The sequence below is a fragment of the Bacillus sp. PS196 genome (assembly GCF_037963555.1).
GTDB lineage: Bacteria > Bacillota > Bacilli > Bacillales > Bacillaceae > Bacillus > Bacillus subtilis.
Genome location: NZ_CP150159.1, coordinates 3,244,716 through 3,258,795 on the forward strand (window position 1 = coordinate 3,244,716; position 14,080 = coordinate 3,258,795).

At 48.7% G+C, this 14,080-nt stretch carries 14 protein-coding genes; 3 read left to right on the top strand and 11 right to left on the bottom strand.

The features are described from left to right. Nucleotides 1–94: 94 nt before the first annotated feature. From pucE to allC, 7 genes are all read right to left on the bottom strand, one after another. A complete protein-coding gene (pucE, locus tag NST79_RS16925) occupies nt 95–616 on the bottom strand; it encodes a xanthine dehydrogenase subunit E (RefSeq protein ID WP_003243276.1) in 522 nt (173 codons plus the stop codon). After that, on the bottom strand, nt 607–2,844 hold the full coding sequence (gene pucD, locus NST79_RS16930) for a xanthine dehydrogenase subunit D (RefSeq protein WP_212060777.1): 2,238 nt from the start codon (nt 2,842–2,844) through the stop codon (nt 607–609). Before pucD ends, pucE begins: the two co-directional genes overlap by 10 nt. Then, a complete protein-coding gene (gene pucC, locus NST79_RS16935) occupies nt 2,845–3,678 on the bottom strand; it encodes a xanthine dehydrogenase subunit C (protein WP_212060778.1) in 834 nt (277 codons plus the stop codon). It abuts the gene before it with no gap. After that, nucleotides 3,675–4,292, bottom strand: coding sequence for a xanthine dehydrogenase accessory protein PucB (gene pucB / locus NST79_RS16940; protein ID WP_212060780.1), 618 nt, complete (start codon nt 4,290–4,292; stop codon nt 3,675–3,677). The genes pucC and pucB overlap by 4 nt, the downstream gene beginning before the upstream one ends. Beyond that, the gene (locus tag NST79_RS16945; RefSeq protein ID WP_212060782.1) at nt 4,289–5,281 is read right to left on the bottom strand and encodes an XdhC family protein; all 993 of its coding nucleotides are present in this window, start codon (nt 5,279–5,281) and stop codon (nt 4,289–4,291) included. The genes pucB and NST79_RS16945 overlap by 4 nt, the downstream gene beginning before the upstream one ends. A gap of 228 nt (nt 5,282–5,509) precedes the next feature. Continuing rightward, nucleotides 5,510–6,760, bottom strand: a complete 1,251-nt coding sequence (gene pucG / locus NST79_RS16950) for a (S)-ureidoglycine--glyoxylate transaminase (protein WP_106073420.1) — start codon at nt 6,758–6,760, stop codon at nt 5,510–5,512. A 16-nt stretch (nt 6,761–6,776) separates the two neighbouring features. Further along, the gene (allC, locus tag NST79_RS16955; RefSeq protein ID WP_212060784.1) at nt 6,777–8,015 is read right to left on the bottom strand and encodes an allantoate deiminase; all 1,239 of its coding nucleotides are present in this window, start codon (nt 8,013–8,015) and stop codon (nt 6,777–6,779) included. Between the two features lie 222 nt (nt 8,016–8,237). Between allC and NST79_RS16960 the strand changes: the two genes are divergently transcribed. Together NST79_RS16960 and NST79_RS16965 are read left to right on the top strand one after the other, a co-directional pair. Beyond that, nucleotides 8,238–8,375, top strand: coding sequence for a hypothetical protein (locus tag NST79_RS16960; protein WP_003228634.1), 138 nt, complete (start codon nt 8,238–8,240; stop codon nt 8,373–8,375). Between the two features lie 81 nt (nt 8,376–8,456). After that, nucleotides 8,457–9,323 carry an endonuclease I family protein gene (locus tag NST79_RS16965; protein ID WP_009968119.1) on the top strand — a complete coding sequence of 289 codons (867 nt, stop codon included), beginning with the start codon at nt 8,457–8,459 and terminating at the stop codon, nt 9,321–9,323. 33 nt (nt 9,324–9,356) lie between these two features. Here the strand turns inward: NST79_RS16965 and ugpC are convergent, their stop codons facing one another. Further along, entirely contained in the window at nt 9,357–10,460 is a 1,104-nt protein-coding gene (gene ugpC, locus NST79_RS16970; RefSeq protein ID WP_064671609.1) for a sn-glycerol-3-phosphate ABC transporter ATP-binding protein UgpC, read from the bottom strand. A gap of 181 nt (nt 10,461–10,641) precedes the next feature. Between ugpC and frlR the strand changes: the two genes are divergently transcribed. Then, on the top strand, nt 10,642–11,370 hold the full coding sequence (gene frlR, locus NST79_RS16975) for a transcriptional regulator FrlR (RefSeq protein ID WP_024572487.1): 729 nt from the start codon (nt 10,642–10,644) through the stop codon (nt 11,368–11,370). 24 nt (nt 11,371–11,394) lie between these two features. Here the strand turns inward: frlR and frlD are convergent, their stop codons facing one another. The 3 genes from frlD to NST79_RS16990 are packed head-to-tail and all read right to left on the bottom strand — an operon-like array spanning nt 11,395 to nt 14,047. Beyond that, complete coding sequence (frlD, locus tag NST79_RS16980) at nt 11,395–12,249, bottom strand: fructosamine kinase FrlD (protein WP_088326899.1); 855 nt, start codon at nt 12,247–12,249, stop codon at nt 11,395–11,397. Nucleotides 12,250–12,262: 13 nt separating this feature from the next. Further along, on the bottom strand, nt 12,263–13,165 hold the full coding sequence (locus NST79_RS16985; protein ID WP_014477909.1) for a carbohydrate ABC transporter permease: 903 nt from the start codon (nt 13,163–13,165) through the stop codon (nt 12,263–12,265). A 3-nt stretch (nt 13,166–13,168) separates the two neighbouring features. Next, the gene (locus NST79_RS16990; RefSeq protein ID WP_014477910.1) at nt 13,169–14,047 is read right to left on the bottom strand and encodes a sugar ABC transporter permease; all 879 of its coding nucleotides are present in this window, start codon (nt 14,045–14,047) and stop codon (nt 13,169–13,171) included. Nucleotides 14,048–14,080 lie beyond the last annotated feature (33 nt).

Genomic DNA, 14,080 nt, shown 5'->3' on the forward strand with positions numbered 1-14,080 from the left:
AGCTGTCAAGTTCTACGAGATTTATCGTGTGTTTTCCCACAACGCTTCTGCGTCTTGATCGCGCTGTCTGACTGAGGCTAAAAAAGTCCGGCTTTTAAAAGCCGGACTCCCGTCTCCCTCCGTTCAACTCTCTTCTAATCCTGCAAGCTGACCGCATAATCCCGCCATACCCGGTACACCGGCACAAATTCCCCGCCAGCCCTTCTTCTATATCTTTGTCAGAAGGTTGAGGGGTTTCCCGAAACAATGCTTTAAGCGCAATGATCATTCCCGGCGTACAGTAGCCGCATTGGAAGCCGCCTTCTTCCAGGAAAGCGGTTTGACACATATCCAGCTCTTCTTTTTGAAGCCCCTCGATGGTTGTGATGGAATGGCCGTCTGCTTGATAGGCCATCGTCATGCACGCATTGGCCAGTTTTCCGTCGATTAAAATAGAGCAGGCTCCGCAGCGGCCGATTCCGCAGGACACCTTTGTCCCGGTCAGCTGAAATTCCTTTCTAAGCAGGTCACTCAGATGTGTCGTAGGAACGGCAGCAACCTCCCACGCCTGACCATTCACGGTCATCCGGAACTGTTCCTTTTTTACAGGAAATGGCCCGGCCTCTTTTATGTCCATTGCTTCAGCCCCTTTCTGTCGATCGCTTCAAGCAACTCTTCTCTTGAAATTGGCAGCTTGTTTATCCAGCATCCGACCGCATCATGTACTGCCTTTACAATCGCCGGAGTGATGGCGATTGTTCCGATTTCACCAACACCGCGCGGTCCATATACGTCTCCCTTCATTAAGTCTTCTATTGCAATCAGCTTCATGTCAGGAACATCTTTGATTCCGGGAATCAAATAGTGATCGAGATTTTCCGCAGCATAACGGCCGTCCGTCATTTTCGCTTCCTCCATCAGCGTATAGCCGAGTGCCATGGCAGCGCCGCCTTCAATTTGACCTCGATATCCCTGCGGACTGACAACCGGACCTGCCGCAATAGCGTGCTCACAATCTATCAATTTGACATCGCCTGTTAACAGATCTACCTCCACCTCAACGGCAGCCGCTCCAAATGAGTAGAGGAAATGGCCGCCCACCACAGGATCAGGCGTTGTTGGAAAGTCAAAGGCCGTTTCCTCTGCCAAAGGGCCTTTTTCAGCCAGCTCCTTATACGTCACCACGAGCGCCTTTGTGTTTTTGTCACGCAAGCCTGCAGCGCCGGGAATAAGGTTTTCCGCTGAACAGCCGCTCCATTCTGCCGCCCGTTTTTTCAACTGAGATAGAAACGGCTTCTTCAAACGCTGGATCGCGTGCCACACCATGCTTGTGCCGCGGGATGCTGTGGAGGAGCCTGACTTCGGCACTTTTGCGGTATCCCCAATAACAATGGAAATATCCTCTGCGGCACAACCCAGCTCCTCCATGACAATCTGTTCAATCGCTGCTAGAATCCCCTGTCCGCATTCTTCAAATCCAAATGATGCTGTGATTTTGCCTTCACTCGAAAGAGACAAACGGCCTCCTGCCGCATCCATTCGGCCAAACCCCAGCCCGCCGCCGTGCATTGTAATTGCCGCTCCCGTGCCTCTTTGCAGATACCCGCAGTTCCGGCTTGTTTTTTTAAGAATGGGAGATTTAGATATGGCATTCAACACCTGTGCCGCTCCGTCAGTCGATGCAATCCGATGCTCCAGCGGCCCCAAGTCATGCGGTTTTCTGATATTTTTTCTTCTCAGCTCCAGCGGGTCGATGCCGAGCATGCCGCTGAGACGATCGAGATGGGTTTCGAGTGCAAATGTGATTTGGTTGCCGCCAAAGCCTCGAAATTCACCCGCCACCCCGTTGTTCGTAAATACTGATATTCCTTCAGTCCGGATATTCGGAATACGGTACGGCCCCGCGGCATGCTCGACAGAAAAATCTAGAACGGCAGGCCCAAGCGTGGCGTAAGCGCCTGTGTCCGCCACAATTTTCACGTCGTGCGCCAATAGATTTCCCGAATGATCTGCACCCGTTTTTATCGTAATCTTCATCGGATGGCGCTTAATGCCAGAACGTACAGATTCCTTTCGTGTCTGATGGATTTTGACAGGGCGTCCGCTTTTCAGGGCCAAAAGCGCAGCATACGGCTGAATATTCAGCTCATCCTTCCCTCCGAACGAGCCGCCCATCGGACTTGACACAATTCTGATCTTCTCTTCAGGAATATCAAAAATACGGGCAAGCTGGAAACGGTCTTTATAGCCGTGCTGAGTTCCTGCATACATCGTAAAACCCCCGTCGTCTTCCGGAACGGCTACGCCTCCCTCCGTTTCCATATACGTATGCATCTGCCGCGGCAGCTCATAGGTTTCTTCAAGGACTGTATCAGATGCTTGAAACCCTTCTTCCACATCGCCGTTTGAAAAAAATGTGCGGTGCAGGATATTCCCGTCCTCATGCAGTCTTTGCGCATTCGGCCGAAGCGCTTTTTCTGGTGAATCTATGACTTCCAGCTCTTTATACTCAACTCGAATCAGCTCCAGCGCCGCTTCCGCGATTTCCTCCGTTTCCGCAGCAACTGCGGCGATCGCATCCCCGACATACCGCACCCTGTCCTCACATAAAACCGGCTGATCAGGGATGACAATGCCAAATCGGTTTAAGCCGGGAACGTCTTTATGCGTGACGATGGCTTGCACGCCTTCCATTTTCTCAGCTTTTATGGTGCAAACCGACACAATCTCTGCATGAGGATAAGCACTTCTCAGCACCTTGCCATACAGCATTCCCGGAAAGCTGAGATCGGTCATATATTTCAATTCCCCTGTAACCTTACCCCTTCCATCCGGCCTGACCCTTGACGGTTTGTTGATGATCATTTATTCCCCTCCCTCAGCCATCAGCTCTGCCATGATGACGTTGGCAGCGGCTTTTTTTCTGTATGCCGCTGACATAAAAGCATCTGAGGAAAACGGCAGCTCATGGATAAGTGTTTTGTACAGCTCATGCGAGTCCCACCCTGGTGCCATCCATTTCGCTTCGCTGTCCAATAATCTCCTAGGAGTGATATCGGCATGGCCAGCGGCGAGACGAATGCTGCCGTCTTTCAAAAAACGTCCAGCTGCAACAGCAGCCGCTCCTGTAAAAGCCTGGCGCCTTCCAAGCTTGTGATAAAATACACGCTCTCCCTCCGCCCGCGGGATGATGACACGCGTGACGATAGCCGTTCTAAAGTCTTCCTCACTGAGCCAAGCGCCAAGCGGCAGCCTGATTAGCTCCTTTTGATATACGATAAGCTCAGCACCAAGCACAAGCAGAAGCGGAATGAAATCACCGATTTTACTCGCTATGTTGCCGCCAATCGTGGCACGGCTGCGAATCCCCGGTGCAGCGACAGCGGAAGCAGCGTCACTGAAACAGCCAAGCGCTCTCTTGATCAAAGGGTTCTTTCTGCATTCATTCAGTGATGTGAGCGCCCCGATCGACACGTGGGTGTCACTGGCGCTGATCCCTCGCATCTCGTCAATCCCTTCAAGGCTGACAAGGTGCTGTTTCGGCAGAGTTCCTTTGTCCCACTGAAGCTGAAGCAGCGTGCTTCCCGATGCGGCACACACATCCGAAGCAAGCTTCTCTAAAAGCGAATAGGCCTCATCAAGCGCTGTCGGCCTCCATAATTGAATATTCATCCTTGCTTTTGTCACTTGGCCGTTCAAGACATCGCCCTCCTTACCATGTCATATTCCTCGGGTGTATCAATATCGTCCAACTCACCGCTATCCTTTGGCTCCAAAACCGCTCCTGCTCCAAGCTGTCCGCTTTTCAGGAGCCTGCGAGCCCCTTCATCTCCCGTTAACCCCTTTACATAAGGAAAACAAGCCGACGAGAAGTAGATTGGCGGGGTGAACGCCCCTAAAAACGATGACACGGCAAATGACTCAGGAGCCAGAGCCACAAGGGCATTGAGATGATCGACGGAAAGCTGAGGCTGGTCGGCTAACAAAATGACAACGCCGTCCGCCCCCATGCTTTCTGCTTTTCTCACCCCGCTGCTGACTGAATGCCCCTGACCCTTTTCTGCGTCTTGGCAAACGTGCAGGCTCCAGCGTTTTTGAAAAGGCGGAGCGTGATACGGCGCTCCTATCCACTCAAGGGAGGCATGTTCTGTCCGCTCGACGACCAGCACGTGATCAAGGCGGGACGACAGAGCAGTTTTCAAGGAAAGTGAGCCTATGTTTTCTCCTTTTAGCGGCAAAGCCAGCTTGTTTTGACCCATTCTTCTGCTTTTGCCGGCAGCGAGAAACACGCCGATCAGATAGGGGTTTCTCATACAACCGCCAGCCGTTTTCTTGTTTGAATAATTTCTGCAACTACACTTACCGCAATTTCCTCGGGACCTTCCGCACCGATTTTCAGCCCGACCGGACTGTAAAAGTGAGATGGGGGATGTTTTCCGTTCAGCAGCCGTTTCGTGCGGTTTGCCGAACCCAACAGTCCAATATAATGGAGGTTTTGAGAAAATAAGAAGTTGATGATCGTTTGATCGTGCTGATAATGATGGGTTGCCACAACAGCTGCATCATGCGGAAAAAATTGAAATTCGCTAAGCATTTGTTCCGGAAAAGCGGTGATCAGCTGATCCGCTTTTGGAAAAAGAGAGGATGTACAATAAGCGGGCCGCCAATCCGTCACGATAACAGAAAACCCTGTTTCAGCCGCCAAATTGGCCAGCGGTACATTATCCGGTCCCGCCCCAAACAGAATGAGACGCGGCTTCGGTTCAATTCGCTGAATAAACATGTTAGTGGTTTGATCGAAATGCGGTAAATGAAGCGTTGAAACAGTACGTTGAATATCTTGCAGAGGCGCGTCCGGCCAGTTCCCAAAATGTCCGTTCTCCGTCAGAAATAAATAATGGGAGGATTCAATCTTTATAACGGAAGTGACAGCTTTGCCTGAATGAAGGCAGTCCCTCACTTTCTCATAGTGCCGCCTTTTTTCCTGAGTGATTCGCTCTGCATGAACATGAATAATGCCATTGCACCCGGCTCCCATGCCCCAAGAAAGATCGTCCTCCGACCGCATGTCGTAGGGAATCAGCGTTGATGTGAGCTGATCGCCCAGCGCACTGATTCTTTGGAATACATCTTCTTCCACACACCCGCCGCTCAGCAAGCCAATCCGTCTGCCTTTTTTCTTAAAGAGCATAGAGGCGCCTGCTTTTCGATACGCGGAGCCTTCAACTTGAACAATTGTCGCCAGTACAGCCTCCTCCTGGTCTTCCAGGAGCGCATCTAACATCGTGTGAAAATTCCCCAATGCCGCATCCTCCTCTCGAAAATTGCCGTGAGAAACAACTAGTTCAGCGTGATTTTATAGGTAACTTGTATAAAGAATAGACGATGGAAGAAAAAATGACTCATGATTTGTCAGAAAATGAAACACATAGAAAGAGGATTTGTAAAAAGAGTCAAACGAAGAAAATCAGATTGGAGAAAACACGAAATCATATCGTTAAAAAGCTTGCGGAGTTCCGCAAGCTTTTCTTTACACCGCTGCCTGGCGGCCAGCGTTTTCATACACATCCAGCGCTGCTTGGAGCGCTTTTCCTGCTTCGATTCCTGCGTTATGTCTGAGAAGCACAGCCTCTAACCCGGCAAGCACGAATAGCACGTTTTCTTTTCTGCAGCTGTACCCCATCGTGCCGATCCTCCAGATCTTCCCTGCAAGCGGGCCGAATGAGCTGGCGATTTCAATGCCGAATTGTGCCAGCAGCATGTCACGAACAGACTCGCCGTCAATGCCGCCGGGAATTTCGACACAGGTGACAACAGGCATTTTGCAGCTGTCATCTCCAAACAATCTTAGCCCCATTGCCTTTATCCCTGCTGCTAATGCGGCTTCATGGTGCCGATGCCGCTCGAAACGCGTCTCAAGACCTTCTTCAAGCACCAGTCTGACTCCCTCACGTAAGGCGTACAGCATCGTCGTCGCTTCTGTATGATGATTGAGCCGTCTTTCGCTCCAATAATCCTCAAGCTGGCTCAAATCAAAGTAGTTGCTTGTAATTGGCCGATTTCCCGAAAGTGCTGCCCTGTCAGCTTGTGTCGCAATCCCGCGTTCCACCTTTTTGCGAGCTGCAATCACGTCCGCCACCCGCTCATTATATGTAATCGGCGCCATTCCTGAAGGCACAGACAAACATTTTTGCGTTCCGCCGATGGCAGCGTCAATCTTCCATTCATCGACTTTAACCTCGCAGCCCCCAATCGTTGCGACTGCATCGACGATAAACAATGCATCCTCGGTGCGGCAGGATTCGCCGATGGCTTTCAGCGGGTGAATCCGTCCTGTCGATGTTTCTCCATGCACCATGGCCACAATTTTCGGCTTCACTTTTTTTATCTCCCGTATGATGTCCTCCGGGTCAAAAACCGTTCCCCATTCGCACTCCAGCATATGAACATTTGCCCCATATCGCTCGGCGATTTCAGTCAGCAAATAACCGAAACGGCCGTAAATGGGAATGAGCACATCATCTTCCGGCTCTATCACACTAGCCAGCACTGCTTCAATTCCCGCCCGTGAAGTGCCGTCAATCGGGTATGCCCAGCGGTTTTTTGTTTGGAACAGCTCCCGAAGCATCTCCATCGTTTCATTCATAATACCTGTAAACGCCGGATCAAATTGGCCGACAACCGGGGTGCTCATTACTCTTAATACACGCGGATCAACCTCAACAGGCCCCGGCGTCATAATCGTTCTTAACGGGGTGCATAATTCTCTTCTGCCTGACACAGCCATTCCTCCTTTATCAGTAAGCCAGTTTGTATAATAAATCAGTCAGTGCGCGGACGCCGATCTCAAGCTGTCTGGCTGACGTATATTCCTTCGGTGAGTGGCTGACGCCGCCTCGGCTCGGCACAAACAGCATACAAGCAGGATAGCGCCTTCCGATCATTTGCGCGTCATGCCCTGCTCCGCTCACCATTTCCTCACAGCTGAAGCCGTTTTCTAATGCTGTTTCAAAAGCCGCAGCCTTCAGCCTTTCGTCCATCGGCACAGGCTCTATCCGCATATATTCATCAATCACAGCGCGAATTCCTTTTTGTAGGCAAATGCCGTTGATCAAAGCAACCATGTCTTGATGAAACTGTTCCAGCACATGCTGATGCTGATGGCGAATATCGATTGAAAACTGGACGCGGCCCGGTATGACATTGGCTACATTGGGCTCTGCCGTTATTTTTCCGCATGTCAGACGGAGCTCATCCGGCAGCTCCTCCGACCGCAGCAACAGCTCATGAATGATACGGCTGCTGGCTGCGAGCGGGTCCTTGCGCCATTTCATGGAGGTGGTTCCCGCATGATTGCATTCCCCCTCCAGCGTGACGAGATAGCGCCTCTGCCCCGCAATGCTTGTCACAATCCCGAGATCCCGTCCTGACATTTCCAATGTCTGTCCCTGTTCAATATGGAGCTCAACAAAAGCGCTGATATCTGTCCGATATGCTGCCTGAAACACACCTTTGCCAAAACCGTTCTCATGCATCGCGTGTTGCAGCGAGACTCCCGACTCGTCTCTTGGCTCTTTTGCATCTTGTTCTGAAAAAACACCCGTCATATTCCCCGACCCCCAATAGGTCATTGGAAAACGGCTGCCTTCCTCCTCACATAAGGAGACCGCCTCGAGCGTTTTTTTTGGCGCTCCGTATGTTTCCTTGAGCTGCTTTAACGCGAGCATTGCCGCCAGAACGCCATAGGCGCCGTCGTATTTTCCTCCATTGATGACAGTATCGATATGTGAACCGGTTACAATGACTTCATCCGGAGACTGGGTGCCCGAAAGCCTTCCAAACACATTGCCGACATCGTCGAATCTTGTTTCAAGCCCGAAAGAAGACATTTCCGTTTTCACAGCAAGCTGTGCGTCCATCCACTCTTTTGTGTATAAAAGCCTCGTTACGCCGCCATCCGCAGACGCACCGTATTGGGCGAGCCATTCAATATAATCTGTGATGCTGTTTTTTACTGAAAGCTTCTGCTTTTCCATGTACTCCCCCCTCTGGCCGCTATGGTGACTTCATTATAGAAGGAGCAACATGATAGTTCATTGACAGATTAACCAAAAAAACGTTTATTTTTTAGCCACAGTATCCATCCAGCAACCAGATACACCCTACATGTCACAACTATTTTGATGTAAAGGTCAAAAGAAAACACGGTAAGGAAGAGAGCCAGCAAGAGCGAAAGAGAGGGTCAAAATGCCTTTCATATGAACAAGCTAAGCTGGAGAGGCGATGTTCGCGGAACGGATGAAAACAGAAATGCCGGCAGCCCGCAAAAACAGGACCTAAAGATATGGAAACAGGAGATTTCCGCCTCCTCCAAAGGGACTAATTTACAATTTTAATGAAAAATATACAAAATGACACTTCTATCCTTTATTTCAATTTTAGATAATAGACATGATCTGATAAAAGGAGGGCAAGTGATGACAAAAAAAGCATGGTTTCTGCCGCTCGTCTGTGTATTACTGATTTCCGGATGGCTTGCGCCAGCAGCTTCAGCAAGCGCGCAAACCACATTAAGCCTTAATGACCGATTGGCGTCTTCCCCTTCAGGAACGGGAAGCCTTCTCTCATTAGCCGCCCCCGCTGCACCCTATGCTGATACAGATACCTATTATGAAGGGGCTGAAGGTAAAACAGGAGACTCGCTAAAAAGCACCCTGCACCGTATTATCAGCGGACACACGATGCTGTCCTACAGCGAAGTGTGGAACGCGCTGAAAGAAACGGATGAAGACCCAAGAAATCCGAATAACGTCATCCTGCTCTATACGAATGAATCGCGTTCCAAAAACCTGAACGGCGGCAATGTCGGCGATTGGAACCGCGAGCATGTCTGGGCGAAATCCCATGGCGATTTTGGTACGAGCAAGGGACCTGGTACTGATATTCATCATTTGCGCCCGGCTGATGTTCAAGTTAACAGCGCCAGAGGAAATATGGATTTTGACAATGGCGGCACTGAATATGCGAAGGCACCCGGAAATTATTATGACGGCGATTCATGGGAGCCCCGCGATGATGTGAAAGGCGATGTTGCCCGCATGCTGTTTTACATGGCTGTCCGTTACGAGGGTGATGACGGCTATCCTGATCTTGAGCTTAATGATAAGACAGGCAACGGCTCAGCTCCTTATCATGGCAAACAATCTGTCCTGCTCGAATGGAATAAGCAGGATCCGGTTGACGACCGCGAGCGGAAAAGAAATGAAATCATTTATGAAAAATATCAGCACAACCGCAATCCATTTATCGACCACCCTGAATGGGCGGATGAGATTTGGCCGTAAGAAAAAGGTGCTCCTTTTGAGGAGCACCTTTTTCTAATACACAGCCTCTTCCGTTTCCACATCGAAAAAGACGACGTGGTCCATTTTCACTGAGAGCTGGATTAAATCGCCTGCATCGATTCGCGTGTTTCCGTCCAGACGGACCTTGAGCCGCTCATCCCCAGCCATGACATGCACTATGAGCTCCGAGCCCAAATTTTCATTCACTTCCACCTTCGCTTGAAACACTGAATCAAACAACTGGTCATTTCCTGTCATTTGTGTGATGTGCTCCGGCCGTACACCGGCAATCATCTGTTCTCCGGCATATCCCTTTTCCTTCAGCCGCTTTGCTTTTTCTTCAGGAATATGAAGCCGGATCGAAGAATTTGTGAAAAACAGCTCGCCATGCTGCTGTTCTATGATGCCTTTCAAAAAGTTCATTCCGGGAGAGCCAATGAAGCCTGCGACAAACAAATTGGCCGGGTAATGATAAATGTCATGAGGTTTCGCCACTTGCTGAATTTCCCCTTCATTCATGACGACAATCCGATCTCCCATTGTCATTGCTTCGGTCTGGTCATGCGTGACATAAATGATCGTTGCCTCTAATCGCTGGTGCAGCTTGCTGATTTCTGTCCGCATCGTCACTCTTAGTTTTGCATCCAGATTAGAAAGCGGCTCGTCCATTAAAAAGACCTTCGGCTCCCTCACAATCGACCTGCCAAGCGCCACCCTTTGCCGCTGCCCGCCGGAGAGCGCCTTCGGTTTTCTCTTCAGCAAATGTTCAATTTCTAAAATTCTGGCTGCCGCATGAACCCGCTCGGCAATTTCCTGTTTCGCCATCTTTCTGAGCTTTAATCCAAACGCCATATTATCAAAAACCGTCATATGCGGATAAAGCGCATAGTTTTGGAATACCATCGCAATATCACGTTCTTTCGGCGGAAGATCATTGACCCGCTCCCCATCAATAAGAAGATTTCCTTCAGAAATGCTTTCTAATCCAGCCACCATCCGCAGCGTTGTTGATTTTCCGCATCCTGACGGCCCCACCAGCACCAAAAGCTCCTTATCCTTTACATCTAAATCAAAGTCCTTCACGGTTAATTGTGAGTGATATGATTTTTTGACGTGTTCAAATGTTAATGAAGCCATCAGAAAAGTCCCCCTATCTTTTGACCCGTTATTTCGTCACTGGAAACAACTTGGTCTTTCTGTTATTTTTAGAGTAATCGATTCCCATTTTTGCTATATCTCTAAAATAAAAAATGTAAATTTGTATTATAACGTCATAATACATTATAATATAAATAATAGGTTAAAAGGAGGCTACCCTTTGTTAAACAACGGAAGTTCTACACCTTTATACATTCAGCTAAAACAAATCATCACTGATGACATCAAAAAGGGCGTGTATTCCCCAACTGCCAAGCTGCCTACCGAAAACGAGCTTTGCAGCAAGTATAACGTCAGCCGCATCACCGTCAGGAAAGCCATTCTCGATTTAGTCGAAGAAGGCTATCTGATCAGGCAGCAGGGAAAGGGAACGTTCGTTAAAAGCCCTAAATTAAAACGAGAGCTGATCGCTGTAAACGGCTACTCGGAATTTATGGAATCCACCGGCAAAAAACCGAAGCATCATGTGCTGTCCCATGACATCATTCCAGCGACAAAACCCATCGCCGAAAAGCTTCAAATCCATCCCGAGAGCCCTGTCGTTGAATTAAAACGGATTTTATATAATGATGATCAGCCTCTCACCTTTGAAGTGACGCATTATCCGCTTGATTTGTTTCCCGGCATTGATACCTTTATTGCTGACGGCGTATCCATGCATGATATTTTGAAACAGCAATACAAAGTTGTACCCACGCACAATACGAAGCTATTAAACGTTGTATATGCCCAACAGGAGGAAAGCAAATACCTGGATTGTGATATCGGGGATGCGCTGTTTGAAATTGATAAAACGGCTTTTACATCAAACGACCAGCCAATCTATTGCTCATTGTTTTTGATGCACACAAACCGTGTCACTTTTACCATCAACAGCCCCTACACATAACAGGCATAAAAAACGAGACACTGCTTATAGTATTCTCGTTTTTTCACTGCTTCCCCCGTCCTCCAAGCGATAAGGATAGCCATAGCCGAAAGCTCCGTACACACCGCATGTTTTCGCAGCCGTTTCAGCAGCCTGGCGCAAAGCGTACGTTATATCCTGCTTCACGCAAAAGGCAGTCAAAAAGCCTGCTATAAAAGAATCTCCCGCCCCAAGTGTATCTATTATATCAGCTTCCACAATCGGCTGATGATAGACTCGATCACCCGCAGACAGGATTGCTCCTTGGCCCCCTCGGGTCATACAAACCATTTTGGCTCCGTATCCATGAGCTGTTTTGGCAAGCTCACCGCATTCCGACTCACTCAAATCGCTTCCTGAAAAAAACGCATACGTCACATAAGGACAGACCCTCCTCAAATAATCATCCTCCCGATTGGTTGAAAAATCAAATGAGACCGGGACAAGCCCGCACAGCTTCGGAAGATCGTTCTCAAGCCTGCTGTACACGCTCGTATGCAACAGATCATGTCCGCTGATAAAGGCTATATCTTTCTCCTGGAACACGAGCCGAAGCCGGGACTGAATGCCGCCTTTATTTGACCTGACAAAAATACGGTCCCCCTGTTCATCAAGGGTGACAATCGCCATCCCGTTTTCCCCGTGCGCCTGGCGGATATAATCTGCATTGACCTGCTCCAGCTTGAGAACGTTCAACAGATGCGCCGCGGCTTCGTCATTGCCGACGATTCCGATATAGGAAGACTCATGCCCGAGCCGCTTGGCAAGCACAGCAACGTTTAAGGCATTTCCTCCCGGGTAGAATGTTTCTTGATCCTGGTAATAATCTACAACATTATCTCCAACCGCAATCAATTTCATAGTGCTTCCTCCTTTATCCTTTTACACTGCCGCTTGCAATCCCGCGGACAAAATATTTCTGCATCAATAAAAATAGAATAATAATCGGCGCGGCTGAAATCGTTAACCCCGCCAGCAGGACGCCCCAGTCTGTCTGCAGCGCGTCTCTGAACTGCATCAGCCCGGCTGGAATGGTCCGCAAATTCTCATCATCTATGAAAATAATCGCAAACATAAACTCATTCCATGTATGGTAAGCTGTCAAAATGCCGGATGTCACCAAAATCGGCACGCTCATTGGTAAGAAAATTCTGAAAAATACTCCAAAACTTGTACACCCATCCAAATAGGCCGCCTCCTCCAATTCTTTGGAAATAGAAAGAAAATAAGAGCGGATCAAAATGATGGTGAATGGGATCCGATAAGCCGCATACGGCAGGATTAACGCCCAATACGTATTGTACAGGCCAAGCGACTGAATAATAGAATAAAGCGGCACAAGACTGACCTGCGGCGTCAGCATCAATCCGCCAAGACATAGCACCAAAAAGAATCCTTTTCCTTTAAACTCAAACCGGGAAAGGCCATACGCTGCCCATGCACTGATAAAGACAGTGATCACACACGTCAGCGCCGTAACGATGACACTGTTCATAAAATAAGAAGAAATCCCCTGGTTCCAGGCGGAAACAAAATTTTCCGGATGCCACGAAGACGGCAGCGACCAGCTGTGCTCAAAAATATCGTCAGAGTTTTTAAAGGCGCTCATCACCATCCAGAGAAGCGGATAGGCAATCGCAATCAGATAAAGAAACAGAAAAACCCACACAGACGTTTCTCCGATATACCATTTTCGTCTAGGCTTTCTTTTCACCTCAATGTGCTGGTCAGGCACAGGCTCCAATCTGAACGAATCTGTCTTCTTCTGAGGCAGCATCAGTTACTCCTCCTTTCCGGTTTTAAAGAACTTCATTTGCATGAGCGATAATGCAAGCGTAATGATTAACACGACAGTGGCAATCGCTGAGGCGTAGCCCATCATATCCTTTGTAAAGGCGCTTTTATATAAAAACGTGCTCAAGACTTCTGACGCGTTTCCCGGCCCGCCGCCTGTCAAAATGTACGGCTCATTAAAGACCGTAAAGGCCCCGGTCAGCGTCATGACCACCGCAACAAAAGACATCTCTTTCGTCTGGGGAACAGTAATATGAAAAAACTGCTGAATTTTACCCGCGCCGTCAAGCCGGGCCGCTTCATACAGTTCATCCGGTATTTTTTGAATCGACACGATGTACAGCATCGCAATATAACCGACAGATTGCCACTGGGACACAAAAATGACAGAAAGCATAGCTGTGCTGTCATCCCCGAGCCAGGCCCTCGTCAGCTGATCAAGACCGATGGCCTGAAGCAGCTGATTCAACAGCCCTGTCTCCGGATTGTAAATAAAATCAAACAAAAGCGCGATCACCGTCATTGAGATGACAACCGGCAAAAAGAAAACGGTACGAAAAAACGGCGACCATTTTCTGACCAGCTTATCCTCAAGCACCGCCGCCAAAATCAAACCTCCAAATACCTGGCATACAATTGAGATCACTGCATAAAGCACATTATTGGTAAGTGCCTGATAGAAGACAGGATCATGAAATAATTCAACATAGTTTTTTAAGCCGATAAACGTTTTTTCCGGAGAAAATGAGCTCCACTGAAACAGGCTGAGGAATACATTCTCAAAAATCGGGATATAAACGAAAAGTAAAAAAACGAGAGCGGGCACCAAAAACAAATAGGGGATTATTTTATTCTGATTGACCAAGGGTATCTCATCTCCTTTATAAAAAGAAAAGGT

What these genes read in the sequence shown, in the direction of transcription:
- ugpC (WP_064671609.1), bottom strand. Translation starts at nt 10,460, where the DNA reads ATGGCTTCATTAACATTTGAACACGTCAAAAAATCATATCACTCACAA.
- pucE (WP_003243276.1), bottom strand. Translation starts at nt 616, where the DNA reads ATGGACATAAAAGAGGCCGGGCCATTTCCTGTAAAAAAGGAACAGTTC.
- NST79_RS16960 (WP_003228634.1), top strand. Translation starts at nt 8,238, where the DNA reads ATGAACAAGCTAAGCTGGAGAGGCGATGTTCGCGGAACGGATGAAAAC.
- pucD (WP_212060777.1), bottom strand. Translation starts at nt 2,844, where the DNA reads ATGATCATCAACAAACCGTCAAGGGTCAGGCCGGATGGAAGGGGTAAG.
- NST79_RS16985 (WP_014477909.1), bottom strand. Translation starts at nt 13,165, where the DNA reads ATGCTGCCTCAGAAGAAGACAGATTCGTTCAGATTGGAGCCTGTGCCT.
- allC (WP_212060784.1), bottom strand. Translation starts at nt 8,015, where the DNA reads ATGGAAAAGCAGAAGCTTTCAGTAAAAAACAGCATCACAGATTATATT.
- NST79_RS16965 (WP_009968119.1), top strand. Translation starts at nt 8,457, where the DNA reads ATGACAAAAAAAGCATGGTTTCTGCCGCTCGTCTGTGTATTACTGATT.
- frlD (WP_088326899.1), bottom strand. Translation starts at nt 12,249, where the DNA reads ATGAAATTGATTGCGGTTGGAGATAATGTTGTAGATTATTACCAGGAT.
- pucB (WP_212060780.1), bottom strand. Translation starts at nt 4,292, where the DNA reads ATGAGAAACCCCTATCTGATCGGCGTGTTTCTCGCTGCCGGCAAAAGC.